Here is a 25,776-nt window from a genome sequence, read left to right as displayed (position 1 = left end):
CACTTCTTCTGAATGTCGCGCCGAGCGCGGCCTACCTGGAGCCGATGCCGCGGCATCGACTCCAGGTAGGCCGCCCGACTTCGGCGCGGACCCGGATATGAACGAAAACCGGTGTATGGACGGATGTGGAGACAGCCATGATGGAAAAGGGAGCAGTGAATTCGGGGACGGTAGAAATGGTGGCGCGGCCGACGGCGGCCAATCTCGCCGTGTCGACTGCGATGATCGAGGATCTCGGCTATCTGCGCGCGGAATTGGCGGCGGCGGAGGTGCCGTTCCTGCTGGTGCGCGACAGCCGAGACCGGTTCGTGCTCGCGGCCGACTCGGCGCACCATCTCATGGTGCGCCGGGTGACGGCGGCGGCGATGTCCGCGGGATTCTCTTGTATGGAACTGGGGCACAACGTATTCCGGCTCGGTCGCGACCGTGACCCGGCCCACCACGTCGATCTGGAACTGTGGGAATACCACGGTGACACGGTGATCTGCCCGCGCCCGAACGCGTTGACGCGTCCCGTCTTCGACCTCGCCGACGTCCAGGCCACGCAGGTGCGTTTGTTCGACCGCGCTTGGCCGACCCTGGTGGACATGTTCGCGCCCCAGCCGACCGACGTCGACTTCGACATCGACCTGGTGTTCTCCTGGGTGGACGGCTCCGATCCCGAATTCCGCGCCCGCCGAGCCGGAATGCTCGCCCAGGTCGTGGTGGGGGAGGGTGACGACGCGGACGCCAGGATCCGGCAGATCGACGAGCTGAAGTACGCGCTGCGGTCGGTGCACAAGAACGCACCGTGGATCCGGCGGATCTTCATCGCGACCGATTCCACGGCACCGGATTGGCTGACCGCGCATCCGAAGGTGACGGTGGTTCGCGCGGTCGACCATTTCCGTGACACCGCAGTCTTGCCGACCTTCAATTCACACGCAGTGGAATGCCAGTTGCACCACATCGAAGGACTCAGCGAGCACTTCCTGTACGCCAATGACGACATGTTCTTCGCGCGCCCGGTGCGCCCGTCCATGTTCTTCACTCCGGCCGGGATGAGCCGATTCATCGAGGCGGACACCAGGATCGGCCCTGGACCGAACGACGAGCGGCGCAGCGGATTCGAGAACGCCGCACGGGTGAATCGCGCACTGCTTGCCGAACATTTCGGCCATGTCATCACCCGACATCTGGAACATACGCCGGTTCCGTTGTGCCGCAGCGTATTACTGGAGATGGAGGAGGAATTCGCGGCCGATTTCGCGCGAACCAGCGCGAGTCGATTCCGATCGGCGACCGATATTTCGGTAACCAATTCCCTGTACCACTACTACGCGCTGCTGACCGGTCGTGCGGTGCCACAGGAGGCGGCGAAGGTCCGCTACGTCGATACGACGAGCCACCGGGGCCTTGCCCTGTTGGCTGGGTTGACACGCCATCGGGACGTCGACTTCTTCTGCCTGAACGACGGCAGCTTTCCCGAGATCGCGGAGGCCGAGCGGGTCCAGGCGGTGTCGGAGTTCCTCGCCGAGTACTACCCGGACACCGCGCCATGGGAGCGGCTCAGCGCACCGCCTCGTCATCCGATTCCGGAGTCGACGCCTGGCGCCGCATGACCTGCGGGATGCCCGCGGCGGGCGGTATCACGATGCCCTCCTCCGCCAGCTTCCGGTTCGCTTCCTCCGGCGTCGCTGAGGTGCCGACGGTGCGGCCACGGTCGATGGGGACCACGGAGTGCACCACGGTGTCCGGGTAGACGTGCACGTAATTGAAGGCCTGTGCGCCGTCCCGGCCGCGCGTGCCACCCTGCGCGACGCCGAGGTCCTGGCTGTAGCAGGTCGCCGACGCCACCGAGACGGGGATGCCCGCGAAGGTGGCGCTGGTGGAGTAGTGCAGGTGGCCCGCGAGGATGGCGCGCACGTCGCTGCCGTCGAGCACGTCGGCCAGCCTGCGCTGGTCGCGCAGCTCGACGGTGACGGCGAGGTCGAGCACACAGGGGACGGGCGGGTGGTGCATGGCCAGGATGGTGCCGAATGGGGCGGGTTCGGCCAGCACCGAGCGCAGCCAGGCCAGCTGGTCGTCGGTGATCTCGCCGTGGTGGTGTCCGGGGACAGAGGTGTCCAGGGCGATGACGCGCAGGCCGTCGATCAGGTGGACACGGTCCAGCGGTGAGGTCGAAGCGCGCTCACCGAGCAGCCGGGTGCGCAGCGTGGCGCGGTCGTCGTGGTTGCCGGTGACCCACACAATCGGCGCGCGCAAACTTCTAGCAAAAGGCTCGACGATCGCTTTGAGCTTGTCGTACGCGGCGGGCTCACCCTGGTCGGTGAGGTCGCCGGTGAACACGATCGCGGTCGGCCGGATGTGGCTGGCAGCGGCCTGCTCCAGCAGCTGCCGTAACCGCAGGTCGGCGTCGACATCGCCGTACAGCGCGTCGTCACCGGCGAGGAGATGAGTGTCACTGAAATGGAACAACACGTGATCCGGACGCGGGTGCTCCGCGACTCTGGTGATGGGCACCGGACCGAACGTCCCTCCCGGCGGTTTGCCCGCCATTGGCTTGGATTCCATCGCCAGGATAGCGAGGACTATGGACAGGATTCCCGTCGCCTGGTGACGGCAAGCTTGCGGGAAGGTGAGAGTTCGGTGTCGAAGAGCGCGAAATCAGCCTGCTGACCGGACCGGCGGGCTCACCGCCTGCCGAGCGCGTCCGCGGTGCGCAGCGCGTCGACCACCATCGGAACGTCCACGGTGAACGGCTCGTTGTGGATCGTTTCACCAGGGGCGGTCGCCCGGGCTGCGATAGTGGTGACCGTTTCCTGGTCGGCATCGTCCAAGCCGAGCGCGGCAAAGGTAGTGGGCAGTCCGACCGCTACGCAGAAATCGAGCACCGTGCTGAACTCGGCCGCGGGTGCCCCTTCCAGCACCAGCTGGGTGAGGACGCCGAAGGCGACCTTCTCGCCGTGCAGGTGTGTGCGCGTGCACGCGGCGGCGGTGAGGCCGTTGTGCACGGCGTGCGCGGCGGCCAGGCCCGACGATTCGAAGCCGAGTCCCGACAGCAGTGTGTTGGCCTCGACGATGCGTTCCAACGCGGGAGTGACGGTGTGGTTGCGTACCGCGGTCAGCGCCTGCGGCCCGTCGGCGAGCAGGGTGCGGTAGCAGAGTTCGGCGAGTGCGGCGGCGCTGCGCGTCGTCGCGCCGCCGCGCATGTTGCGCACCTGCGCCACACTGCATGTGCGTGCCTCGAACCAGGTGGCCAGTGCATCACCCATACCGGCGACGAGCAGCCGGGCGGGCGCCTGCGCCACGACCGCGGTGTCCACGAGCACCAGTGCCGGATTGCGTCGGACCAGCTGGTAGGACTCGAACTCGCCGGACTCGGTGTAGATCACCGACAGCGCGCTGCACGGCGCGTCGCTGGAGGCGGTCGTCGGGCAGCTGATCATCGGCAGGTCGAGGTCGTCCGCGACCGCACGCGCCGCGTCGAGCACCTTGCCGCCGCCCGCGCCCAAAACGACTGTGCTGCCGGTCTCTTCGACGGCGCCGGCGATCCTCGCGATCTCCGCCCTGCTGCATTCACCGCCGGACAGGTGGATCGAATACGCGACTTTCGCGTCGGTCAGCGACCGCTCCCATGTCGTGGCCAGTATCCGAAAGGCGCTGGTTCCGGCCACGATCAGCACTGGGCCACCGATTCCGAGACGCGTCATCTCCGTGCCGAGCGCGGCCGTCGCGTCCCGGCCCTGCACATAGTGTCCCGGCGAGGAGAACACACTCAGCATCTGGCACCTCCCGATCCCGGGCACCGTGAGCCGTACCGAATCCCGTGCACGCCACTGCTGCCCGACCGACGACTTCCTACGCTACGCGCCCGGCATCTGCCTCGGCCGAGCTTGCCCGACTCGGTTGGGTACACGTAGCCCGGCACTCAGCCGTGTCTGTGCCGGGCTTGTACCGGGGCTTCGTTCTTGCCCATCCAGGTCCGATGACCAGCGAATGGCCGCGTCGGATCGATGCCGATGCGGGTATCCGATCAGCTCGGGGCGGTGAGGGTTTCCGGGAGTAGGCGTGGCCGGTCGCGCTCCTTGCTGTCGAGCAGCGCGAAGTAGCGGCGGAGCATGAGGATCGCGGTGGTGGCCAGGCCCGCGGTGAGCCCCCACCACACGCCCGCGGCGCCGAGACCGACCGGGAATGCGAGCAGCAGGGCGGCGGGCAGACCGACAGCCCAGTAGCCGATCAGCGAGAGCCGGAAGCCCGCGTTGGTCGCTTTGAGTCCACGCAGCAGACCGGTGCCGATGTTCTGGGCGGCGTCGAAGAACTGCAACACGATCCCGATCAGCAGCAGTGTATGCGCGATCCGGATGGTGTCTGTGTCGGAAGACTCCAGGAAGGGGCGCAGCACCAGGTCCGGGGAGATCACATACACCGCGCCGGTCACGGCCGTTACCACCGCCGCATGCCGCAGCGCGAGCCGGGCCAGTGCGCGGGCGTGCCCGAATTCGTCGCGGGCGACAGCGTGGCTGACCAGGATCGACGCACCGTGCGAGAGGCCGATCGCCACCTGGAAGACGATGTAGATGATCTGATAGACGACGTTGTGCGCGGCCAGCGCGGCGGGTCCGATGCTGCCCATCACGAGGGCGAGCACCGAGAACATCCCTGCCTCTGAGCCATAGGTGAGCGCGATCGGCGCGCCCAGCGTCAGTTCGGCGCGGACCGTAGCCGGTCGCACCGGCAGCGGACGCATCGGGAGAGTACGGCCGAGTTCGCGGTCGCGCCACACCATCGCCCAGAACACGCCGAAGGTGATCAGGAAGACCAGCGAGGTCGAGACACCGATGCCGGTGAGTCCCAGTGCGGGCAGCCCGGCTCTGCCGTGGATGAAGCCGAGCGCGAGCAGCAGATTCAACACGACCGACCCGAGCGTCACCAGCAGCAGTGCCTGCGGGCGCTGCATGCCGACGGTGTATTGGCGCAACACCTGGAACCACAGGCAGGGCAACAGACCCGGCGCGAGCGCCACCATCAGCGGTCGCGCGTCGGCGAGTACACCGGGGTCCTGCCCGAGCCAGCGCAGCGCCCAGCCGAGCCCGATCAGCAGCGCTCCACCGGCGATTCCGGCGACCGTGGCGATCAGGAAGCTCGACCGCAACAGGTCCCGGATCTCTCGATCCGGCGCCTCGCCGCGCTTTCCGGCGGCGCTCACCGCGGTGGCGATCTGGTTGCCACTTGCGGTGATCAACCCGACGCACATGGTGCGGATCTGGTTGAACAGCACGATCGCCAAACCACCCGCGGCCACCTGCCGCATGCCGAGCGTGCCCATCAGTGCGATGTTGGTGGTGGAGACCGCGATCTGCGCGAGCTGGGTGAGGGCGATCGGGGTTGCGAGCGCGGTCAGTTGCCGTCCGTCGGCGCGGAAGCTCGACAGGTTCACCAGCTCTCCTCGGCGGGCGATGGGCTCATCGTCGAGCCCGGTGTCACTGCAATTACCAGACCGCGCGAGATCACACAGGCCGAGGAAGCCACGCGATGGTGACTCATCGCACCCTGTGTTCTGCGGGGGTTCCCGCACACCGTCGGCTCGACGAGCGCTGCGCGATTGTGTCTCATCGAGCCTCCACGAGGCCGCCACGCCGGGCGGCGGGGGTATACCGCTCCAGCATGTCCAGGACCTCGCGTTCGGCGTCGGTGTCGAGCAGGTCGCGGTCGTTCATCCAGTCGTCGTCGAAGACAGTGTCCAGGTACTTCTCCCCGCCGTCGCAGACGATGGTGACCACGGTGGAGCCGGGCGGGAACTCCTCGAGCCTGGCGAGCGCGGCATGCACCGAACCCCCTGCGGACCCGCCGATCATCAGGCCGAGCTTGTTCGCCACCGCGCGCGCGGTGGCGAACGCCGCCACGTCGGAGACCTTCACGCCTTCGTCGAGCAGCGCATAGTCCACGGCGGTGCCGATGGTGGCGCCCGGCGGCGTGCCGGTGCCGGACTGCCAGTACGGCCCGCCGGGTCCGCCGAACGCGATCGAACCGATCGGCTCGACACCGATCACATAGGGCGTGCAGCCGAGCTGGCGCAGCCGGGTCGCGGTGCCGAACAGGGAACCGCCGGTGCCCACCGCCGACAGCAGGATATCGACCCGCTCAACGTCCTCGAGCAATTCCTCGGCCACCGCGTAGTAGCCGACCGCGTTGGCGTCGTTGTTGTGCTGCTCGGTGAAAAACGCGTTGTCCCGCTCGGCCGCCATCGCCTCGGCCAGATCCTCCCGCGCCGAGGTGGCCAGCGTGTCGTCGTCCGCATCGGCGACGAACACCAGTTCCGCACCCATTGCTCGCATCGCGCGCAGTTTGTCCTTGCATGCGTGGTGGTCGACTACCGCGGTGAAACGATATCCACGTTCGGCAGCCACCACAGCCAGGCCGAGCCCGGTGTTCCCGGATGTGGATTCGATGATATGCCCGCCATCGGCCAGCAAACCGCGGCGCTCGGCATCGAGCACCATTTCGCGCGCCATTCGGATCTTGGCCGCGCCGGTCGGGTTGAACTGCTCCAGCTTGAGCAGTAGCCGGGTACCGGTCGAGGTGGCCGCGAGCTCGAACAGCGGCGTGCGGCCGATCAGATCCGTCACACGCGTGACGAGCGGCATGGGTAGAACTCCTCGTTCGTGTCGGTCAGGGAACTAGCTACCGTCGCGGGTCCAGCGGAAGTGATCGCCGGATGCGTCGTGCAGTACGACCTTGGGTGGGATCGGCAGTTCGTGGAAGGCGGACTCGTTGGAATCCATTTGGTAGCCAGCGGTATTCGGGTAGATCAGCAGATCGCCGAGCTCTGCGGCGCGGGGCAGCGGCACGCGACGCCAGCTGAGCATGTCGGAATCCAGGCAGGTGGCCGCCCCGACGCTGGTCGGCGTCGGTGTGCCGGGGCGCGTGGGCCACAGCATCGGATCGGGCAGGTATTCGCTGTCGAACCACTGCTCCGAGAGGCTCAGGCTGCTGCCGTCGACCGTGAGCAGCCGGTACGGCTGCCCGTGCGCGTGCCTGGTCTTGCTGCCCTGTACACGGAAGACGGTGCAGCCGGCGTGTGCGAGCAGGGCGCGTCCGGGCTCGATCGCGAGCCGGATGGCGTTGTCGCGCAACCGACCGGCGAGATCGTCGTGGTGCAGGATCCGGGCCAGCATGGCCGCCCCGGGAGCGGGAAAATGGTACGGATAGTACGAATCGAACGACTTGCCCGAGTGGAACCACTGCCTGCCGACCCGCTCGGTGAACTCCGCGGCCGCGTCGGCCGGGACGTAATCGACGCCGAACCCGCCGCCGATCGACACGGTCGTGGCCGGATGCCCGAGCGTGCGCGCGTGCAGACACCGGGTGATCAACTCGCCCGCCAGTTCGGCCCGCGCCACCGCGTCGTATCCCGACAGGTGGAAGCTGAAACCCTCCAGACGGATCGACTCGCTTTCGCCGAGCAGCGCGAGCGCGCCATCGATCTCGTCGGAGGTCATGCCGAACCGGCTCGCCGAGGCGGCTGGCAACACCCGGAGCAGCACACGTGTGGGCGCGGCGGCGGAACCCAGCGCGGCAAGCCGGCCGAGCTCCCCGAGATCGTCCACGGCGATCAGCGCGCCGTGCCGGGTGGCCAGCCAGAGCAATTCGTCGGCCTTGGCCGGGCCGGTCACCATCAGTTCGTCGCCACGGACACCATGGGCGAGCGCGGCCCTCAGCTCGTCGGCACTGGAGACATCCACGCCCGCACCATTTTCCGCGCAGGATCGGGTGACGCACGCGGCCTTGTTCGCCTTCTTGCCGTAGTAGAGGACACCACGCACCGCGGCCTTCTCGAAAGCGGCATGGAATTCCCGGATGTTGTGCGCCACGCGCGGCGGGTACATGACGTGAAACGGCCCGCCGATCGCGAAGGCGATGTCGCCGAGCAGGTTCGGGTCGTCGAGCAGGCGGCACTCCCATGGATCGAGATGCGCGGGCATCGGCGCCGCGCTGACACAGGCGTGCGCGGTGCTGCCCGAGTTGTGCACGGCGCTTCGCGCCGCATCCTCGGCCGCGACGGATACCGGGCCGCCGACCGTGGGTGTCTCGCTGCGGAGGCCCGCCTCTAATCCCACAGGGGCACCTCCGTGCCACGGCCCTCCGCGATGGCGCGCTCCGCCAGGGCATGGGCGACGGCGATGTCGGTGAGCACCAGCCCGCTGTTGTAGACGAAGATCCGCTCCTCGTTCGTGCGCCGCGCCACCGCGCGCCTGGTCAGGATCCGCGGTAGTTCCGCGTCCACCGGCCGCAACGTCCCGTCGGGGCCCACCATGTCGGTGCCGGTCAGTGCCATTTGCTCGGCGCTGGTTGCGATCACGCGGTCCGCGTCGACCAGCGTCGAGGGCGCCAGCCCGTAGCCGACCAGTACCGCTACCGAACCCGGTGCGAGATCATCGGATTCGAGTGCGACCTCGGTACCGGGGCCCGCGGTGGCCAGCACGACATCGGCGGTCGCCGCCGCGGCGCGCGGATCCTGCACCGTCTCGAGCAGAGCGTGCGGGTAATGCTCGGCGAGGTGGCGACGCACGGCTTCCAGCCCCTCCGGGTGCGTTCCGTACAGCATCAGTTTGCGCAGCTGCGGGTTCGCGGCGAGCAGGTGCGGAAGAGCGTTGCGGCCCTGGGTTCCGGTGCCGATCAGCAGCACACTCTCCGCTCCGCGGCGCACGGTCTCACGCACCAGCAGTGCAGATACCGCCGGTGTGCGTAGCGCTCCGACCCTGGCGCAGTCCATCATCGCGATCGGCGCCCCGGTGGTGTCGTCGTAGAGCGTGATGGTCGTGTAGTACCGCTTGGTGCTGCGGTCGTGGCCGGGGTCGAACTTGTAGGAGGTCTTCATCGCCACCACTCGCCTGCGGCCGTCCCGGCCGAGCATGGCGTAGGCGACCGACCAGCCGTCCGGGTTCGCGACGCTGAGTTTGCGTGGATTATCCGAATCGCCCGCGGCGAACGCCAGATACGCCTCTTCTACGGCGCGTACGACATCGGCTGGCGTGATGGGCACGTCGGCCAGGTCGCTGCGGCTCAACACCCGCAGGGGTGTGCTTCGGTCACGAGTGCTCAAGGGTTCCTCGATCATTCGGTACTGCGTCCCACTCATGAGTGCCACGCTCGATCGGCAGGGTGCCTGCCGATCGGAACGGGGCGACGATCCGTTGCCCGTAACCATTCTCGTCGGCTTCCGCAGTTCGCCGCTGTCGTTCCGGGAGACGGATGTTCACCCGCTTCAGCCACCGATCGGTGCCGTCGTAGCGCGCCGTGAACGGCACGCGCCCGTGCACGGCGACGTCGTTGTCCACCAGCAGCACCTCGCCGGGAGCGAGCGCGGCGGTCACGCAGACCCGCTCCAGCTCCGCGGTGAGTCGTGCGTAGGCCGTGCGGAACTCGGGCGCTGCGTCGTCGAGTGGGGTGTATGCCGGGTCGTAGCGGAGGGTCTGTTCGTCCGGGCCCGCCGCACTCCAGAGGGTGGGTAGCGGTGTGGCCGAATACTTTTCGTGTCCGAAACCGTAGGAGACGTCGGGCAGGATCGGCAGGATGGGTGTGCTCAGCAGTCCGCGTTGTTCGGCGGAGAGCTCGACCCGGCGCACCGACGACACCGTGGTGCCGACCAGATCCGGGTTGCGCAGACAGCCGAGCATCAGCAGGTGCGCCCGCTCCGGATGGAACGCGTCCTCGGTGTGCGGGCTCAGCAGCGTTTTGCTGCTGGCGCCGGACTGCTCGTGCTCGTGCCCCGCCGCCGGGACGATGTTGTTGACCAGCCGCCCGTCCTGCTGGCCTTGCCAGCCGAACGGCTCACCCGCGCTGCGTGCGAGCAGCAGCATGACGAGGTCGAACTGGAACGAGTTCGCGCGCGTCGCCGGCTCGCCGCTCCATCGCGCGGCCTCGCGCCAACTCGGCGGGGTAGGGCCGAATTCCTTGTCGCTCAGAGGAAGACGGCTGATGATGGTCGCGCCGTGCGCGGTGGCAGGCGGGCGCACGGCATGGCGCACCTCGGGGGGCAGTTCCGCGACCCGGGCATCGATCTGCTCGATCAGCGCCGGATGGGTGAGCGTGCGCGCGGCGTCGGCTGCGCCGAGGGCGGCGTCGAGTCTGGTGGATATTTCTCTGGCGAGCTCGCGCACCGCCTGGCCTGCGGCCGCGGGGAGCTCACGTCGTTCGATGTCTTGCGGGTGAAGCGTCTTACGTTCGGAGAGAACGCCTTTCACCGGGATTTCCCTTCTTCGCATAGGTTCGAAAAGCAGGGTGACGATTCGATCTGCGAAGTTAGCCGTTCTCGCAGAGCCAAGCAAGGCTTACCTAAGCGCGCCCGTAAAATATAGCCGAGTTGCATAACTGCGATGCGACCGAGGTTAGGCTGCTGATGGCCGCGGTGGAGCTGTTTTGTGGCTTTGCGCGCGCGGTCTACCCTGTCGCTGCCATTTCGTGGCGGTATCGGCGAGTCTTCTGCATGATTAGGCTAGCCTGTCCTGATCTGTTCTCGAAATCATGCCGGTGGGGTTCGGATTCGTCCAGGAAGAAGGCAGCGCAATGGGTTTGAATCGACGGCAGCTGTTGCAGTCGAGTCTCGGGATGGGAGCCGTACTACTGGTCGCCGGGTGTTCCGACGGCGCGGAGTCGTCCGGACCGGCCCGGCCTGGCGGCACGCTGCGGGTCGGTGCGCTCGGCACCTCGGCGCGCATCGAACGTGATCCGCACGCCAACCTCAGCAACGACAGCGACTTCCTGATCACCTCGCTGGTCTACGACGCCTTGACCGTGCCGGGAGCCGACCCGAATGTCGCACCGCGCCTCGCCACCCGGTGGGAGCCGGACGCCGATCGGCGCCGCTGGAACTTCACCCTGGCCGAGGGCGCGACCTTCCACGACGGCACGCCGGTCACCTCGGAGGACGTGGTGTGGTCGCTGCGTCGGCTGCGGACGGTCGGCGGGGCCTCGAAAATGCCGGTGGCCGTGGAAGATATCACCACCGACGGACCGAATCGGGTGGTGCTCGCGGTGCCCGAGCCGAACACCCAGCTTCCACTACTGGTCCGACTGATGACCTTCATCGTCAAGAGGGACGCCGCCGACTTCACGAAGGCCGTTGGCACCGGGCCGTTCCGCCTGGAGTCCTACCAGGGCGGCAATGCGCGGCTGGTGCGCAACGACCAGTGGCACGGCACGCCGCCGCTGCTGGACGCGATCGAGGTCACCATGTTCGAAAGCGTGACCGCACTGGGCAACGCCGTGCTCGGCGGACAGATCGACCTCGCCTCCAACGTCGGTGCCATCGCGGGCCGCGCCGCGGAGGGGCGCGGCGATTTGGCGGTGCTGCGTCGCGCGAACGACACCATGGTCGGAGTAGCCATGCGCACGTCTGACGGGCCCTTTGCCGACGTGCGGGTTCGTACCGCGCTGCGGCTCGGCGTCGACCGCAAGGCCCTGGTCACCCAGGTGTATTCGGGCTACGGCACGGTCGCCAACGACATTCTGGGCACCGGCGACCCGGTCTACGACACCTCGATCACGCAGCGCACCCAGGATGTCGAACGCGCGAAAGCCCTGCTGCGCGACGCCAATTTCGACACAGGACGCAGCTATCCGCTGGTCACCAAGGCTGAAGCGCCCGGCGAGGTCGAATCGGCGAAGGTCATCGCCGCCCAACTCGCCGAAATCGGCGTCCGGCTCGGCGTCGTCCCCCAGGAGCCCAACACCTTCTACGACCAGACCTGGCTGAAGGCCCCGCTCTACACGGTCTCCTGGGGCACCAACGACTCCACGCTGTTCTTCGCGAGCAAGCTGATGGCGAACGGGTCCAACCGCAACGAAACCGGGTTCAAGGACGCCGCATTCGACGCTGCGACCGCTGAAGCTCTCGGCGCACATACTGATTCGGAGTACTCCGCTGCCAGTCGTGAAGTGCAGCGCATCCAATACGACCGCGGTGGATACCTGGTGTGGGGGATGGCCGACGGCATCGACATCGCCGCCGCCCGAGTGCGCGACCTGCCGACGCTCGGCGGGTACGCCAGGGTCCAGCTGGAACGGGCCTGGCTGGCGGAGTGATCTCCTTCGCGCGACTCGTCATCCGGCGTGTCACCCTCCTGGTGACGCTGCTGGCGACCGTGTTCGTGGCCGTGGACCTGCTGCCGGGTAACACCGCCCGCGCCGTCCTCGGTCGCGAGGCCACGCCGGAACAGATCGCGGCCAAGGAGCACGAACTCGGTGTGGACCGACCACTGGCGGTGCGCTTCTGGAGCTGGATATCCGGCGTGGCGACCGGTGATTTCGGCCGTACCGCACGGGGGCGTTCGGTCAACGAATTGCTGGTCGAGAAGTTCCCGCCGACACTGCTGCTCGGCGGAACGGCCCTCGCGGTGACCGTGCTCGCGTCGCTGGCGCTCGGCGGGTGGTGGGCCGCGCGGCAGGGCAGCGCTTCGACGCGACTGTTGCAACCCGTGACGACGATGGCGGTGGCGGTCCCCGAGTTCGTGGTCGCGACCTTGCTGATTCTGGTGTTCGCGCTGGCACTCGGCTGGTTGCCCGCGGTCACCATCACCGGCCGGTCCGGGTTCCCATCCCGCCCCGACATGCTGGTGCTGCCGGTGCTCGCGCTGGCGGTGCCGCAGATCGGCTGGAACACCCGGGTCGTGCGCGCCGCGCTGGCCGACGCGGCCCAGGCGCCGCACGTGGAAAGCGCAGTCCTGGACGGGCTTTCGACCCACGTTGTTCTCGCGCGACATATCCTGCCGTTCGCACTGCCGACGATCGTCGCCAGTTTCGCCACCACGGTCGGGATGCTGCTCGGCGGCTCCCTGGTGGTGGAGACCATCTTCAACTACCCGGGCCTCGGGGCGGTGCTGGCCGGTTCGGTCGCTGACCGCGACACCTCGGTGGTCGCCGCGGTGGTCGCGCTGTCCGGCGTGGTCATCATGGGCATGCTCGCTATCGCAGACGGCATCCGGGCCTGGGCACTGCGGGGGAGCCGATGACCGGTCTTCGTTCGATCGACACCGTCGGTCCGCCGAAGCGAGGGCTCGGCGTGTTGACCATCGTGCCCGCCCTGCTGGTCACCGTGCTCGCGGTACTCGGGCCGACGCTGGCGCCGCGCCCGGCTGAGGCGGCAGTGGGTATGCCGTTCGACGATCCGGGCGACGGCGCCTGGCTCGGCACCGATCGGCTCGGTAGGGATGTGCTCAGCGAACTGTTGTACGGCGGTTGGGGATTGCTGCTGCTTTCGGCAGTCATCGCGGTGGTGGTGACCGGGTTGTCGTGCGTGCTCGGCGCGGTCGTCGCGCTGCGCCCGCGGATCGGTGCCGTGATCGAACTGGGCACCGACTTCGTCATCCTTCTGCCCGCGGTGCTCGGCATCCTGCTGGTGTTGACTTCCTGGCCGGACGCGGGCGTCTATGGGCTGATCGTCGTGGCGCTGCTGTTCGGGGTCCCGTACTGTGGGCGGGTCTTCGCGGCTGCGGCCGCGGGGGTGGCGGCGTCGGGGTACGTGGAAAGTGCTGAGGCCGGCGGTGAGTCGCTGCCCCATCTGGTTTTCCGGGAAGTGATCCCGAACCTTCGTGCCGTGCTCGCGACTCAGCTCGGCCTGCGTTTCGTCGCGGCGGTCTACCTGGTGAGCACCGCGTCGTTTCTGCAGCTGCCCACCACGCTGGGTGCGAGCAACTGGGCGGTCATGGTGCGCGAAAACGCCTCCGGGATGCTGCTCAATCCCTGGGCGGTGCTGGCACCGAGTCTGGCGATCGCGATCGTCGCGGTGAGCGTGAACCTGGCGGTGTCCGCGTTCGGGCAAGAGAAGCGGACATGAACATCGCCGCGAGCCTTTTCGTCGCCCTTGCGGCAAAGGTTGATTCGTACCGGTCCGGCGGCCGTCGGACGGCTCGGCGGGGTGCGGAGAATGAGTGATCTCGTCCTTGTCGACAGGCTGACCGTACTCGGTTCGAACGGGCAGCAGTTGGCCGGCCCAGCAACCTTCCAGATACCCGCGGGCACGGTCACCGCGCTCACCGGGCCGTCCGGGTCGGGCAAGACCACGTTGATGCGCGCGCTGCTCGGCCGGCTGCCGTCCGCCACGGCCCGGGCCACGGGGACGGCATCGGTCGCCGGAAAGGACGTGTTCACGCTGAATCGCGAGGCACTGCAGCGGCTCCGGCGTCGCCACATCGCGTATGTCGGGCAGGACCCCGGGTCCGCGCTGAACCAGCTGCTGCGGGTGCGCACCCTCCTGCGCGAGGTCGCGCCGGACGCCGCCACGGCCACCCTGGTCGACACGCTCGCGCTGGTCGGCCTGTCGGCGGAGTACCTACGCCGCCGTCCGAGCGAACTTTCCGGTGGCCAGCAACGTCGAGTCGCCCTCGCCAGGGCGCTGATCCGCGACACCGACGTGTTTGTGCTGGATGAACCACTCGCCGGGTTGCACGGCGCGCTGCGCACCGACATCGCGGGACAGCTGGTCGACATCGCGCGGCGACGTTCGGCGGCGATCCTGCTGTCCGGCCACGACACCACACTCGTGCACTCGATCGCCGACCAGATCGTCGAACTCGGCGCCGTCACCGACATATCCGAGGCCCCGCCGCCACGAGCGATGGTCCCCTCCGGTCATCGGGCGGGTCGAACGGCGAAGTCTCGGAAGGCAACCGGCACCCAGGCGAGAATTGCGGACGCCTTCGTCGAAATGGCGCACGCCTCGCCGGTCGTCACGCTGCGCGACCCAGCTCCTGAGGTGCCGGTTTTGCTCGACGCGGATTCGGTCGGCGACCGGACAGGCGATCATCCGATCGGCACCGACGTAGAGCCGGTCCGCAACGGACGGCGCGGTCCGTCCGGCACCGCCGCGGAAGAGGGATTCACCCAGGACGAATTCGCGTTGCGCGCACAGGGAATCGACGCATCGTTCGATGGCCACCAGGTGCTGGCCGACATCGACTTCGAGCTGTTCAGGGGTGCGGCCCTCGCGGTGGTCGGCGCGTCCGGCGCGGGCAAGACCACCTTGGTGCGCGTCGTCGCGGGCCTGCACCGCTGCGCGACCGGATATCTCGAATTGCGCGGCGCGTCGATCTCGGTGGGTGGGCGGCGGCGAATCTCGCACGGCGCAGGTGGTATTCAGCTGGTCACCCAGAATCCGAGATCGGCTCTCAACCCGCGCCGCACTGTCGCGCAAACCCTCGGGCGTCCGCTGCGTCGCATCGGCGGCGTTTCGAAACGACGACTGCCACAGCGCGTCACCGAGCTCCTCGACTCGGTCGAGCTGTCCGCCGACCTCGCCGCTCGCTACCCGCACGAGCTTTCCGGTGGCCAACGTCAACGAATCGCGCTGGCCCGGGCCCTGGCCGCCGAACCAGCCGTGCTGCTCTGCGACGAGATCACCTCAGCCCTCGACCACACCACCGCCACCTCGATCATGGCTCTCCTCGACCGCATCCGCGCCGATCACGGCACCGCGCTGCTGATCATCAGCCACGACATGGCCTTGGTCGCCGCACACTGCGCTCGCCTTCTCGTCCTGGACCACGGCCGTATCGTCGAGTCGGGTGACACCGGAACCGTTCTCGCCGCGCCGACCCGTACCGCCACCCGCGAGCTGCTCGGCTGAGTCTGCCGCGCGGAACGAATATTGGGCGCCGACTGATGAGGTCGCCACCGATGGTTGCGTCGGCGATCGACATGGGACTCGGGCGGCGCCCATCTGGATGATGGAAGGTGTGTTCCTGAAGAAGACCGGCGCCTTGGCCGCCGCCATGGTGATCCTCGCGCTCGCCGGTTGCGGGATCGATCGCGACCACACCCCGATCCCGGAGGGCATTCCGCCCGGGCCGGGCACCCCGCTGCCCGCCATCGACCTGGACGCGCCCGGGCGCACTGCCGTCCAGTTGCGCGGCTGGGCCGACGAGCAGGCGGATCGGCTGGGCATTCCCGCCGTCGCGCTGGAGGCGTATGGCTATGCGGCGGCGGTGCTGGCCAGAGCACGTCCGGACTGCGGCATCGCGTGGACGACGCTCGCGGGCATCGCCAGCGTGGAGAGCAAGCACGGCACCCACCGCGGGGCGGGGGTCGGCGCCGACGGCACGGTCCGCCCGCCGATCATCGGGGTCGCCCTGGACGGATCGCCCGGCGTCGCACTGGTCGAGGACACCGACGCGGGTGCGCTGGACGGAGATCCGGTCTTCGACCGGGCCGTCGGCCCGTTGCAGTTCATTCCGGAAACCTGGAAGCGCTGGGGCGTCGACGCCAACGGCGACGGGGTCGCCGACCCCCAGAACATCGATGACGCAGCGCTCACTGCCGCCCGCTACTTGTGCACCAGCGGCGGCGATCTCACCTCCGAGCGCGGCTGGCAGCAGGCGTTACTCACTTACAACCAGTCGCACAGCTATTTGCGCGCGGTGCGCTATCGCGCCGCCGTCTACAGCGTCGGGCGCAGAGCGTGATCCGCCGCTCGCCGGAGTGCCGGTTACCGACCCGGCCGCGAGGACGATAGGCTCGCAGCGCACGGCCAATCCCGTAAGACCTACCGTGTCCGCAGCCTAAGGAGTGTCGTTTTCGTGGCCATCATCGAACAGGTCGGAGCTCGCGAGATCCTTGATTCGCGCGGAAACCCCACCGTCGAGGTCGAGATCGCCCTCGACGACGGCACCCTGACCAGGGCAGCCGTGCCGTCCGGGGCGTCCACCGGTGAGCACGAGGCCGTCGAGCTGCGCGACGGTGACGAGCGGTACGGCGGCAAGGGTGTGCGGAAGGCCGTCGAGGGTGTGCTCGACGAGGTCGCGCCCGCCGTCATCGGTCTGGACGCGGTCGAGCAGCGCACCGTCGACCAGGTGCTGCTCGACTTGGACGGCACCCCCGACAAGTCCCGCCTCGGCGCGAATGCCCTGCTGGGTGTTTCGCTGGCCGTGGCCCGCGCGGCCGCCGAGTCCTCGGGCCTGGAGCTGTTCCGCTACCTCGGTGGCCCGAACGCCCACGTGCTGCCGGTGCCGATGATGAACATCCTCAACGGCGGCGCGCACGCCGACACTGGCGTCGACGTCCAGGAGTTCATGGTCGCCCCGATCGGCGCGCCGACCTTCAAGGAGTCGCTGCGCTGGGGTACGGAGGTCTACCACGCACTCAAGTCGGTGCTGAAGTCCAAGGGCCTGGCCACCGGCCTCGGCGACGAGGGCGGCTTCGCCCCCGACGTGGCGGGCACCCGGGACGCGCTGGACCTGATCAGCTCGGCCATCGCGAAGACCGGCCTGAAGCTGGGCAGCGACGTGGCGCTCGCGCTCGACGTCGCGGCCACCGAGTTCTACACCGCGGGCAGCGGCTACAAGTTCGAGGGCAGTCTGCGTTCGGCCGAGGAGATGGCGCGGTTCTACGCGGACCTGCTCACCGGCTACCCGCTGGTCTCCATCGAGGACCCGCTGTCGGAGGACGACTGGGACGGCTGGGTGGCGCTGACCGACGAGATCGGCGACAAGATCCAGCTCGTCGGCGACGACCTGTTCGTCACCAACCCGGAGCGCCTGGAAGAGGGCATCGCCAAGGGCGCGGCCAACGCGCTGCTGGTCAAGGTGAACCAGATCGGCACGCTCACGGAGACTTTGGACGCCGTCGAGCTGGCCCACCGCAACGGCTACAAGACCATGATGTCGCACCGTTCCGGCGAGACCGAGGACACCACCATCGCCGACCTCGCCGTCGCGGTCGGCAGTGGTCAGATCAAGACCGGTGCTCCCGCGCGCAGCGAGCGTGTGGCCAAGTACAACCAGCTGCTGCGCATCGAGGACGCACTCGGGGATTCGGCGCGCTATGCGGGCGACGTCGCGTTCCCTCGATTCGCGTTCGAGGGCTGACACCCCCGGTGCGAGAGACGGGCCCGCAGGCGGTAGCTTGCGTGACCACGGAGGGCCCCGGGAGCACCGCAGATTAGACACCGCGATGCGAGAGACGGGCCCGCAGGCGGTAGCTTGCGTGACCACGGAGGGCCCCGGGAGCACCGCAGATTAGACACAGGGGCAGGACATGACGGAGCGACGTGCGCGTGGTACCAGTCCAGCCGGACGCGGAGACCGCCGCACGTCGCGTGCCGCCAGATCGCGCCCGGCCGACGCCGCGGCCAAGCGCAGCCGCAGGCGGGCCGAGCCCGCGGAGAAGAAGCCGGGGCCGCGCAAGAGCGAGCGGGGTTCCGCGGGCGACAAGCACGACCACACCATCCTCGGTCTGTCCACCGGCAAGGCGGTGATCCTCGCGATCGTGGTGTGCGGGCTCGCCCTCACCCTCGCCGTGCCGATGCGCACCTACTTCACCCAGCGTGCCGAGGCAGCCCAGCTGGCGCAACAGCGCGACGAGCTGGAGGCCGATCTCGCCCGATTGCGCGATCGCCGTGCGCAGCAACAGGATCCCGCCTACATCCGCTCGGAGGCGCGGGACCGGCTTCGTCTGGTACTGCCCGGCGAGACGCCGTACATCGTGCAGGTGCCCGGCATCGAGGCGCCGGCACCGCCCGCGGCGCCGACCAAGTTCAGGGAGCCCGATCCCTGGTACACCCAACTGTGGCGAAGCATCTCCGAGCCGCAGCCGACGCCCGCGGCCGCGCCGCCAGGACGGGAAGGACCCAGGTGACCGCACCGAACGACCAGGATCTCGCGATCATCGCCGAACAGCTGGGCCGTACACCGCGCGGTGTGCTTGCCATCGCTTACCGCACCCCGGACGGGATCCCGGCCGTTGTGAAGACCGCTCCTCGGCTGCCGGACGGCACCCCTTTCCCGACCCTCTACTATCTGACCGATCCTCGGCTCACCGCGGAGGCGAGCAGGCAGGAATCCGCCGGTGTGATGCGCGAGATGACCGAACGGCTCGGCGCCGACCCGGAATTGGCCGCCGGCTACCGCGCCGCCCACGAGAGCTATTTGGCCGAGCGCGACGCGATCGACTCGCTCGGCACCGATTTCACCGGTGGCGGGATGCCCGAGCGGGTCAAATGCCTGCACGTCCTGATCGCGCACTCGCTGGCCAAGGGGCCGGGAGTGAACCCGCTCGGCGACGAGGCGGTGGCCCTGGCCGCCGACCACGGCTTGCGCGGCACCGCGATTCCGGCGGACTGGCCGAAGTACAAGCCGAGCGGCCTACGAAACAAGGAAGTGCGGTAATGAGTAACCGGGTAGCCGCCGTCGACTGTGGCACGAACTCCATCCGACTGCTGATCGCCGACGTGCTCGGCGACGGCCGCTTGGCCGATGTGCACCGCGAGATGCGGATCGTCCGTCTCGGCCAGGGTGTCGACGCGACCGGCTCGCTCGCGCCGGAGGCGATCGAACGCACCCGCGTCGCCTTGGCCGACTACGCGGCGCTGATGCGCGAGACAGATGTCAGCCGGGTACGGATGGTCGCTACCTCCGCGACCCGGGACGCCGCCAACCGCGAAGATTTCTTCGCCATGGCGCGTGCCGAGCTGGGCAAGGTGGTGCCGGGCGCCGAAGCCGAGGTGATCACGGGTAACGAAGAGGCGCGGCTGTCATTCGCCGGTGCGATCGGCGAATTGTCCAGTGAGGCGGCACCTTTCGTGGTCGTAGACCTGGGCGGCGGCTCGACCGAGCTGGTGTTCGGCGACAACGCGGGCGTGCAAGCCGCCTATTCCGCCGACATCGGCTGTGTCCGGATCACCGAGCGCTGCCTTACCGGCAATCCGCCGACGGCCGAGCAGATCGCCGCGGCTCGCGCATTCGCCTCCGAGCGGCTGGCGGAAGCGTTCGCGCATGTTCCCGTAGCGGGGGCACATACGTGGGTCGGTGTCGCGGGCACGATGACCACCCTCGCCGCGGTCGCGCTCGACCTCCCCGAATACGACCCGGAGAAGGTTCATCTCGCGCGGCTGACACTGGACCAGGTCCGCGCCGTCTGCGACCGGCTGGTCGCGATGAACCACGACCAGCGCGCCGCCCTCGGCCCGATGCACCCGGGCCGGGTCGACGTGATCGGTGGCGGCGCGGTCATCACCGAGGTACTCGCGGAGGAATTGTCCCGTCGCGCCGGAATTTCCGAGCTGGTCGTCAGTGAACACGACATTCTCGACGGCATCGCACTGTCCATCGCCTGAGCATCCCCTGGGCAACTGGGCTCAGGTACGTGGGCTGTCCCGATCGCCATCGGCTGTGGCGCGCGATCTGCCGACCACGATATCGGCGAGCCTGGACAGGGATTCCTGATTGCGCGGTAGCAGCAGCAGTTCCTGGATGATGTCGGGCACCCACGTGCCCGGGCCGTGCTTGGTGTGCTCGTACATGCGGATCCGGGTCCGGTCAGGTGCCGTCTCGGTGAGTTCCAATCGGATCCACGCCGAGCCGAACGGTCGAAGCTTGGCCTCCAGTTCCAGCAGTCGCGGCGGCTCGACCGCGCTGACCTGCGTGATGTCGTCTACCGTGAACGGCCACACACCGGCGCGGTAGTGCAGCTGGGTGCCTTCCGCGGGCCAGCCGGGGTCGACGTCGCGGATATGGGTGGCGCCGACCACCCAGGCCGCGTACGACCAGCCGTCGGAAAGGACGGCGAAGGTGTCTTCCGCCGATGCCTGCACCATGTGTTCGACGTGGACCATGAGCACAACGCTTTCTGGGCGGGGGCTGATCGCGGCCGGCTGCTGCCTCCTGGGTGCCCTGCCGCGGAAGGGACAAACGTTCAATACGTTCAGTGTCAGTTGCCTGCGGAATCGATGACTTGCGTGCGATGGTTCGAGGATGGTTGAAGCGGCAACATCGCAGGAATCAGTGCAGACCCGTACTCTGTTCGGCCACCCGATCGGGCTGGTCAACCTCTTCGGAGTCGAGCTGTGGGAGCGGTTTTCGTTCTACGGGATGGTCACCATCCTCGGGTACTACCTGTACTACTCGGCGATCGACGGCGGTCTGGGTCTGGCCAAGGACACTGCGGTCGGCCTCGTCGGCGCCTACGGCGGTCTGGTCTACCTGTCCACGGTGCTCGGCGGCTGGATTGCCGACCGACTGTTCGGTATGGAGCGCACCCTGCTCTACGGCGGCGTCGTGGTCATGGCCGGGCACATCGCGCTGGCTGTGCTGCCCGGACTGGTCGGCGTCGGGGTCGGCCTGGTGCTGGTCGCGCTCGGCAGCGGTGGGCTGAAGGCGAACGCGTCTTCGCTGCTCGGCACCCTCTATGCGAAGGGGGACGCGCGCGCCGACGGCGGATTCACGCTGTTCTATCTGGGCATCAATCTCGGTGCGTTTTCCGGCCCGCTGCTCACCGGTCTGCTGCAGACCAACCTCGGCTTCCACTTCGGCTTCGGCGCGGCGGCGATCGGTATGGCGCTCGGCCTTGCCCAGTACATGGTGTTCCGCCGTAACCTCGGCACGCATGGCCGCGCGGTGCCGAATCCGCTCTCGCGTAACGCCGTCGGGCCATTGGTGGCCGGAGTGATCGGCGCCGCGGTGCTCGTCGTGGTGGTGTGGGTGACCGGGCTGGTTACGCTGGACAACCTCCCTGAGGTGACGACCGGCGTCATTGTCGCCGCTTCGGCCGGGTACTTCGCCGTGCTGCTCACCAGCGGCAAGGTCACCGAGCTCGAGCGCAGCCGGGTGCGCGCGTTCCTTCCGCTGTTTCTGGCCAATGCGGTGTTCTGGTCGCTGTTCAAGCAGATCTTCACGGTGTTGGCGGTCTACTCCGACGAACGGATGAACTGGAGAATCTTCGGTTGGACCGCGCCCTCGAGCTGGATCGGCTCGGTCCAGCCGGTATGGGTCCTCCTGTTGTCGCCGGTGTTCGCGCTCCTGTGGACCAAGCTGGGGCAGCGCGCGCCGAGCACGCCGCGGAAATTCGCGCTCGGCGTGATCGGCATGGGTGTCGCGTTCTGGTTGTTCGTGCCCATGTCCGGTAGCACCGGGCGCGCCGTGCCCGCACTGCTGGTGCTGGCGATCATGGCCGTGTTCGCGATCTCCGAGCTGCTGCTTTCGCCAGTCGGTCTCGCGGCCACGACCCGACTGGCACCGGAAGCTTTTCGGGCTCAGATGATGGCGTTGTATTTTTTCTCCGTTGGCCTCGGAACGTCGATGTCGGGTACTTTGGCTCGGTTCTATGACCCAGGCCACGAATTCGCCTACTTCGGTATCACCGGGACGGTCGTGGTGTGTGCGGGGTTGATCGTCGCTGCTGTCGCGCCGTGGATCAGCAGGTTCATGGCGGGCGTGCATTAGCGCCGCCGAGGTTGGAGAACAGATGCTCAACAGCAGTATGAAGGAGGACGCGTGACGAACCCCAGGCCTCGAGCCGGCATCACGGGTGATGTCTCGTCTCGATGGGGCGGTCTGTTCCGCACCAAATCCGTCGAACAGTCGATTCGCGACACCGACGAGCCCGACTCGAAACTACGCAAAGATCTGACCGCCTGGGATCTCACCGTCTTCGGTGTCGCCGTCGTGGTCGGCGCGGGCATCTTCACGCTCACCGCCCGCACCGCGGGCGACGTCGCGGGCCCCTCCGTCTCGATCGCTTTCGTCTTCGCCGCGATCGCCTGCGGTTTGACGGCGCTCTGCTATGCCGAGTTCGCCTCCACCGTCCCCGTGGCGGGCAGTGCGTACACGTTCTCCTACGCCACCTTCGGCGAGATCGTCGCCTGGATCATCGGCTGGGACCTGATCCTGGAGTTCGCGCTCGCCGTGGCGGTGGTGGCCAAGGGCTGGTCGCAGTACCTCGGTGAGGTGCTCGGCACCACCTCGCCGGTCGCCCACTTCGGCCCGGTGTCCTTCGACTGGGGTGCGGTGCTGCTGATCGCCGTGCTCGGTGTGCTGCTCGCGACGGGCACCAAGGTGTCCTCGCGGGTGTCGGCGGTGGCGGTGGCCATCAAACTCGCCGTGATCGCGCTCGTACTGGTCGTCGGCTGCACCTACTTCAAGGCATCGAACCTCACGCCGTATATCCCGCCGTCCCAGGCCGGAAAGGAAGGCGAGGGCCTGCGGCAGTCGCTGTTCTCCTATCTGACCGGCGCCGGACACAGCAACTTCGGCTGGTACGGCCTGCTCGCCGCGGCCAGCCTGGTGTTCTTCGCGTTCATCGGTTTCGACGTCGTCGCCACCACCGCGGAGGAGACCAAGAACCCGCAGCGCGCGGTCCCGCGCGGCATCCTCGGCTCGCTGCTGATCGTCACCATCCTGTACGTCGCGGTGTCGCTCGTACTCACCGGCATGGTGCCCTACACCGAGCTGACCGGCAAAAACGCCACGTTGGCCACGGCGTTCGCCATCCACGGCGCGACCTGGGTGAAGAACATCATCTCGATCGGCGCACTCGCCGGGCTCACCACCGTCGTGATGGTGATGTTCCTCGGGCAGACCCGCGTGCTCTTCGCGATGGCGCGCGACGGCCTTGTGCCGCGCAAGCTCGCCCACACCGGCAAGAAGGGCACGCCGGTGCGCATCACCGCAATCGTCGGCGCGGCGTGCGCGCTGCTCGCCGGGTTCGTCGACTTCGGCACCCTGGAAGAGATGGTCAACATCGGAACGCTCTTCGCCTTCGTGCTGGTCTCCATCGGCGTGCTCATCCTGCGCCGCACCCGCCCCGACCTGCCACGCGGCTTCCGCGTCCCGCTCGTCCCGCTGATCCCGGTCCTCGCGGTGCTGGCCTGCCTGTGGCTGATGCTGAACCTGTCGGTGGAGACCTGGCTGCGCTTCCTGGTCTGGATGGCTATCGGCTTCGTCATCTACTTCACCTACTCCCGCCGCCACTCTCTGCTCCGGCAAACTCCCGCCGAGTAGCCCGCGACCGGGACATGGCGGTGGTGAACCACGACAAAGCCCCACCACCATGTCCCGGTCCGGGAGCGAGGGATAGCCTGGCGCGGTGTCACAGCGTGAGTTGGTTGTTCTCGGGACCGCTAGCCAGGTCCCGACGAAACAGCGGAACCACAACGGTTACCTGCTTCGGTGGGATGACGAGTCGGTCCTGTTCGATCCGGGGGAGGGGACGCAGCGGCAGATGACGTATGCCGGTGTCACCGTCACCGGTCTCACCCGTATCGGCATCACCCATTTCCACGGCGACCACAGTCTCGGGCTGGCCGGAATAGTGCAGCGGATCAATCTCGACCGAGTGCCGCATCCGGTCGACGTGTGGTTCCCTGCCTCGGGCGCCCACTACTACGACCGGCTCGTCAACGCGACCTCCTACTATCACCGCGCCGAGCTGCGGCCTCGCCCGGTTATCGGCCCCGGCGTGGTGGACCTGCCCGGCACGCCTTTCACCGTCACCGCTGCCCAGCTCTCCCATCCGGTCGACACGTTCGGCTACCGGCTCAGCGAGCCGCCCGGCCGCCGCATCCTGCCGGACCGGCTGCGCGCCCTCGGCCTGCACGGCCAGGTCATCTCCGAACTGCAACAGCAGGGCACCATCGAATTCGACGGTCGCACAATCACTCTGGACGAGGTCAGCGAGCCGCGCCCCGGCCAGAACTTCGCCTTCGTCATGGATACCCGGCTCTGCGACGGCGTCCAGGAACTCGCCGCCGACGCCGACATGCTCGTTATCGAGGCCACCTTCCTGGATGCCGACGCCCACCTTGCCACCGAATACGGCCACCTCACCGCGGGCCAGGCCGCCAGGGCCGCCGCCGACGCAGGCGTCCGCACCCTCGTCCTCACTCACTTCTCCCAGCGCTACCGCGACCTCGACGAGCACCTGACCGAAGCAGCGAAGTACTTTCCCGGCGAAATCCACATCGCCGCAGACCTCGCGCGAATCCCGCTGCCACCTCGCCGCTGAACTTCGTCCCATCGAATTCCGCCGCCGACGCTAACGGCTCGACCGCCACCACCGATCTAGATCTCTGGGACGCCCGCCGAACCGAGCCGAACGACAGCAGTCCGCACCGATCGCACCACCGAACCGACCACCACCTCGGCAACGGCCACGCCCCGCCACCCGACGAACACTCGGGATTCCGGTACATCCGTACGACTCGGTACGCTGTCCCGGACGGCCCCTATAGCCCAATTGGCAGAGGCAGCGGACTTAAAATCCGCCAAGTGTCGGTTCGAGTCCGACTGGGGGCACTACGACGTCGCAGGTAGATGACCCTCTGTCGCATCCTTGTCAACTTGGTCGGCCACCTCGGTCCGCAGTGAGTCCGCAGCAGCCATCGCGCCCCGGTTCATTGCGTTGGCGACCGGGTCCAGGTCGTCATCGAACAGATGTCCGTACAGTCCAAAGTCAGTGTCGCAGGCTTGTGGCCCAGCATCTTCTGCACGATCTTGATGTTCGCGCCCGCAATGATCGCCAGCGACGCCGCATTCGGATTCAGGTTTCGGTGTTCGGGGTTAGTTTTCGTGGGTTGTTGCGGAGTCCGGACATAGTTTCGGTTCCGAGGACGTAGCCCGGTAGGAGCGGGCAGACTGCGTGGCCGTGTCGGGCCTGATGGTGGCCGCGGGCGGGGAGTTCGCCCCTACTTCGTTCATAGCCCGCGCCGCCGACGACCTACGCGATGACGCCACGCGACGCTACTCATCGGACGTCGACGCACGCATCAGGAACCGCATGCGGGACACGGTCGTTGCCACGCCGATGCCAGCAACGAGGATCGCCCCCAGCCCAGTTCGGCGGGGTGTTTTCGTGCTTAGAGCGCATCTGAGAGCTCGGCGTTTGGTCGGCGTGTGAGGCGTGGGATCTGAGAGGACTCCCGGTACGACTGAGGTTTCCACACCAAGACGTCACTACCGAGAGTCCCTGTGCCAGTGTCGCTTACCTGCTCGTGTTCGTCGTGCCCGGCCCACGGCAAGTCGCCGGCCGACT

At 67.9% G+C, this 25,776-nt stretch carries 21 protein-coding genes and 1 tRNA gene; 14 read left to right on the top strand and 8 right to left on the bottom strand.

The genetic code is table 11. The features are described from left to right. Positions 1-137 precede the first annotated feature (137 nt). A complete protein-coding gene (locus AB4Z47_RS26965; RefSeq protein ID WP_441954844.1) occupies positions 138-1,601 on the top strand; it encodes a stealth family protein in 1,464 nt (487 codons plus the stop codon). Here the strand turns inward: AB4Z47_RS26965 and AB4Z47_RS26960 are convergent. From AB4Z47_RS26960 to AB4Z47_RS26930, 7 genes are all read right to left on the bottom strand, one after another. After that, on the bottom strand, positions 1,549-2,538 hold the full coding sequence (locus tag AB4Z47_RS26960; protein WP_441954909.1) for a phosphodiesterase: 990 nt from the start codon (positions 2,536-2,538) through the stop codon (positions 1,549-1,551). The two genes, AB4Z47_RS26965 and AB4Z47_RS26960, sit on opposite strands and share 53 nt — an antisense overlap. Positions 2,539-2,672: 134 nt before the next feature. Continuing rightward, positions 2,673-3,764 carry a glycerol dehydrogenase gene (locus AB4Z47_RS26955; RefSeq protein ID WP_441954843.1) on the bottom strand — a complete coding sequence of 364 codons (1,092 nt, stop codon included), beginning with the start codon at positions 3,762-3,764 and terminating at the stop codon, positions 2,673-2,675. A 251-nt stretch (positions 3,765-4,015) separates the two neighbouring features. Then, on the bottom strand, positions 4,016-5,419 hold the full coding sequence (locus AB4Z47_RS26950) for an MATE family efflux transporter (protein WP_441954841.1): 1,404 nt from the start codon (positions 5,417-5,419) through the stop codon (positions 4,016-4,018). Positions 5,420-5,591: 172 nt separating this feature from the next. After that, entirely contained in the window at positions 5,592-6,626 is a 1,035-nt protein-coding gene (locus tag AB4Z47_RS26945; protein WP_441954839.1) for a PLP-dependent cysteine synthase family protein, read from the bottom strand. 33 nt (positions 6,627-6,659) lie between these two features. After that, on the bottom strand, positions 6,660-7,964 hold the full coding sequence (locus AB4Z47_RS26940; RefSeq protein ID WP_441954907.1) for an alanine racemase: 1,305 nt from the start codon (positions 7,962-7,964) through the stop codon (positions 6,660-6,662). Positions 7,965-8,089: 125 nt separating this feature from the next. Next, positions 8,090-9,100 (bottom strand): ornithine cyclodeaminase family protein, encoded by a 1,011-nt coding sequence (locus AB4Z47_RS26935; protein ID WP_441954837.1) that lies wholly within the window; start codon positions 9,098-9,100, stop codon positions 8,090-8,092. Then, positions 9,072-10,226, bottom strand: a complete 1,155-nt coding sequence (locus tag AB4Z47_RS26930) for a TauD/TfdA family dioxygenase (RefSeq protein ID WP_441954835.1) — start codon at positions 10,224-10,226, stop codon at positions 9,072-9,074. Before AB4Z47_RS26930 ends, AB4Z47_RS26935 begins: the two co-directional genes overlap by 29 nt. 322 nt (positions 10,227-10,548) lie before the next feature. On the opposite strand from AB4Z47_RS26930, the gene AB4Z47_RS26925 reads away from it, so the two are divergent. From AB4Z47_RS26925 to AB4Z47_RS26885, 9 genes are all read left to right on the top strand, one after another. After that, a complete protein-coding gene (locus AB4Z47_RS26925) occupies positions 10,549-12,066 on the top strand; it encodes an ABC transporter substrate-binding protein (protein WP_441954905.1) in 1,518 nt (505 codons plus the stop codon). Then, on the top strand, positions 12,063-12,992 hold the full coding sequence (locus tag AB4Z47_RS26920; protein ID WP_441954833.1) for an ABC transporter permease: 930 nt from the start codon (positions 12,063-12,065) through the stop codon (positions 12,990-12,992). Before AB4Z47_RS26925 ends, AB4Z47_RS26920 begins: the two co-directional genes overlap by 4 nt. Next, a complete protein-coding gene (locus AB4Z47_RS26915) occupies positions 12,989-13,816 on the top strand; it encodes an ABC transporter permease (protein ID WP_441954831.1) in 828 nt (275 codons plus the stop codon). The genes AB4Z47_RS26920 and AB4Z47_RS26915 overlap by 4 nt, the downstream gene beginning before the upstream one ends. 90 nt (positions 13,817-13,906) lie before the next feature. Then, a complete protein-coding gene (locus AB4Z47_RS26910; protein ID WP_441954829.1) occupies positions 13,907-15,604 on the top strand; it encodes an ABC transporter ATP-binding protein in 1,698 nt (565 codons plus the stop codon). Between the two features lie 97 nt (positions 15,605-15,701). After that, on the top strand, positions 15,702-16,439 hold the full coding sequence (locus AB4Z47_RS26905; RefSeq protein ID WP_441954827.1) for a lytic transglycosylase domain-containing protein: 738 nt from the start codon (positions 15,702-15,704) through the stop codon (positions 16,437-16,439). Positions 16,440-16,553: 114 nt separating this feature from the next. Then, the gene (gene eno / locus AB4Z47_RS26900) at positions 16,554-17,840 is read left to right on the top strand and encodes a phosphopyruvate hydratase (RefSeq protein ID WP_441954825.1); all 1,287 of its coding nucleotides are present in this window, start codon (positions 16,554-16,556) and stop codon (positions 17,838-17,840) included. A 169-nt stretch (positions 17,841-18,009) separates the two neighbouring features. Further along, entirely contained in the window at positions 18,010-18,609 is a 600-nt protein-coding gene (locus AB4Z47_RS26895) for an FtsB family cell division protein (RefSeq protein ID WP_441954823.1), read from the top strand. Next, positions 18,606-19,139 carry a DUF501 domain-containing protein gene (locus AB4Z47_RS26890; protein WP_441954821.1) on the top strand — a complete coding sequence of 178 codons (534 nt, stop codon included), beginning with the start codon at positions 18,606-18,608 and terminating at the stop codon, positions 19,137-19,139. The genes AB4Z47_RS26895 and AB4Z47_RS26890 overlap by 4 nt, the downstream gene beginning before the upstream one ends. Beyond that, entirely contained in the window at positions 19,139-20,086 is a 948-nt protein-coding gene (locus tag AB4Z47_RS26885) for a Ppx/GppA phosphatase family protein (RefSeq protein ID WP_441954819.1), read from the top strand. The genes AB4Z47_RS26890 and AB4Z47_RS26885 overlap by 1 nt, the downstream gene beginning before the upstream one ends. Before the next feature lie 21 nt (positions 20,087-20,107). Here AB4Z47_RS26885 and AB4Z47_RS26880 read toward each other — a convergent pair whose 3' ends face one another. Continuing rightward, positions 20,108-20,584: an SRPBCC family protein gene (locus AB4Z47_RS26880; protein ID WP_441954817.1), complete on the bottom strand. Its 477-nt coding sequence runs from the start codon at positions 20,582-20,584 to the stop codon at positions 20,108-20,110. Between the two features lie 139 nt (positions 20,585-20,723). On the opposite strand from AB4Z47_RS26880, the gene AB4Z47_RS26875 reads away from it, so the two are divergent. From AB4Z47_RS26875 to AB4Z47_RS26860, 4 genes are all read left to right on the top strand, one after another. Beyond that, positions 20,724-22,190, top strand: coding sequence for a peptide MFS transporter (locus tag AB4Z47_RS26875; protein ID WP_441954815.1), 1,467 nt, complete (start codon positions 20,724-20,726; stop codon positions 22,188-22,190). A 51-nt stretch (positions 22,191-22,241) separates the two neighbouring features. Then, entirely contained in the window at positions 22,242-23,747 is a 1,506-nt protein-coding gene (locus AB4Z47_RS26870; RefSeq protein ID WP_441954813.1) for an amino acid permease, read from the top strand. Between the two features lie 85 nt (positions 23,748-23,832). Then, positions 23,833-24,750, top strand: a complete 918-nt coding sequence (locus tag AB4Z47_RS26865; protein ID WP_441954811.1) for a ribonuclease Z — start codon at positions 23,833-23,835, stop codon at positions 24,748-24,750. Between the two features lie 216 nt (positions 24,751-24,966). Beyond that, positions 24,967-25,040, top strand: a tRNA-Leu gene (locus AB4Z47_RS26860). The last annotated feature ends 736 nt before the right edge of the window (positions 25,041-25,776 follow it).

It is taken from the genome of Nocardia sp. 2TAF39 (genome assembly GCF_052114905.1).
In the GTDB taxonomy this organism is placed as follows: domain Bacteria; phylum Actinomycetota; class Actinomycetes; order Mycobacteriales; family Mycobacteriaceae; genus Nocardia.
Note: the sequence above shows the minus strand (reverse complement) of the source record. Positions and strands in the feature narration are given on the sequence as shown.

Bases quoted from the DNA above. Each gene is read 5' to 3' on its own strand.
- AB4Z47_RS26910 (WP_441954829.1), top strand. From the start codon at position 13,907: ATGAGTGATCTCGTCCTTGTCGACAGGCTGACCGTACTCGGTTCGAAC.
- AB4Z47_RS26955 (WP_441954843.1), bottom strand. From the start codon at position 3,764: ATGCTGAGTGTGTTCTCCTCGCCGGGACACTATGTGCAGGGCCGGGAC.
- AB4Z47_RS26940 (WP_441954907.1), bottom strand. From the start codon at position 7,964: ATGCCCGCGCATCTCGATCCATGGGAGTGCCGCCTGCTCGACGACCCG.
- AB4Z47_RS26880 (WP_441954817.1), bottom strand. From the start codon at position 20,584: ATGGTCCACGTCGAACACATGGTGCAGGCATCGGCGGAAGACACCTTC.
- AB4Z47_RS26905 (WP_441954827.1), top strand. From the start codon at position 15,702: ATGATGGAAGGTGTGTTCCTGAAGAAGACCGGCGCCTTGGCCGCCGCC.
- AB4Z47_RS26875 (WP_441954815.1), top strand. From the start codon at position 20,724: ATGGTTGAAGCGGCAACATCGCAGGAATCAGTGCAGACCCGTACTCTG.
- AB4Z47_RS26960 (WP_441954909.1), bottom strand. From the start codon at position 2,538: ATGGCGGGCAAACCGCCGGGAGGGACGTTCGGTCCGGTGCCCATCACC.
- AB4Z47_RS26925 (WP_441954905.1), top strand. From the start codon at position 10,549: ATGGGTTTGAATCGACGGCAGCTGTTGCAGTCGAGTCTCGGGATGGGA.
- AB4Z47_RS26885 (WP_441954819.1), top strand. From the start codon at position 19,139: ATGAGTAACCGGGTAGCCGCCGTCGACTGTGGCACGAACTCCATCCGA.
- AB4Z47_RS26895 (WP_441954823.1), top strand. From the start codon at position 18,010: ATGACGGAGCGACGTGCGCGTGGTACCAGTCCAGCCGGACGCGGAGAC.
- AB4Z47_RS26945 (WP_441954839.1), bottom strand. From the start codon at position 6,626: ATGCCGCTCGTCACGCGTGTGACGGATCTGATCGGCCGCACGCCGCTG.
- AB4Z47_RS26935 (WP_441954837.1), bottom strand. From the start codon at position 9,100: ATGATCGAGGAACCCTTGAGCACTCGTGACCGAAGCACACCCCTGCGG.
- AB4Z47_RS26915 (WP_441954831.1), top strand. From the start codon at position 12,989: ATGACCGGTCTTCGTTCGATCGACACCGTCGGTCCGCCGAAGCGAGGG.
- AB4Z47_RS26965 (WP_441954844.1), top strand. From the start codon at position 138: ATGATGGAAAAGGGAGCAGTGAATTCGGGGACGGTAGAAATGGTGGCG.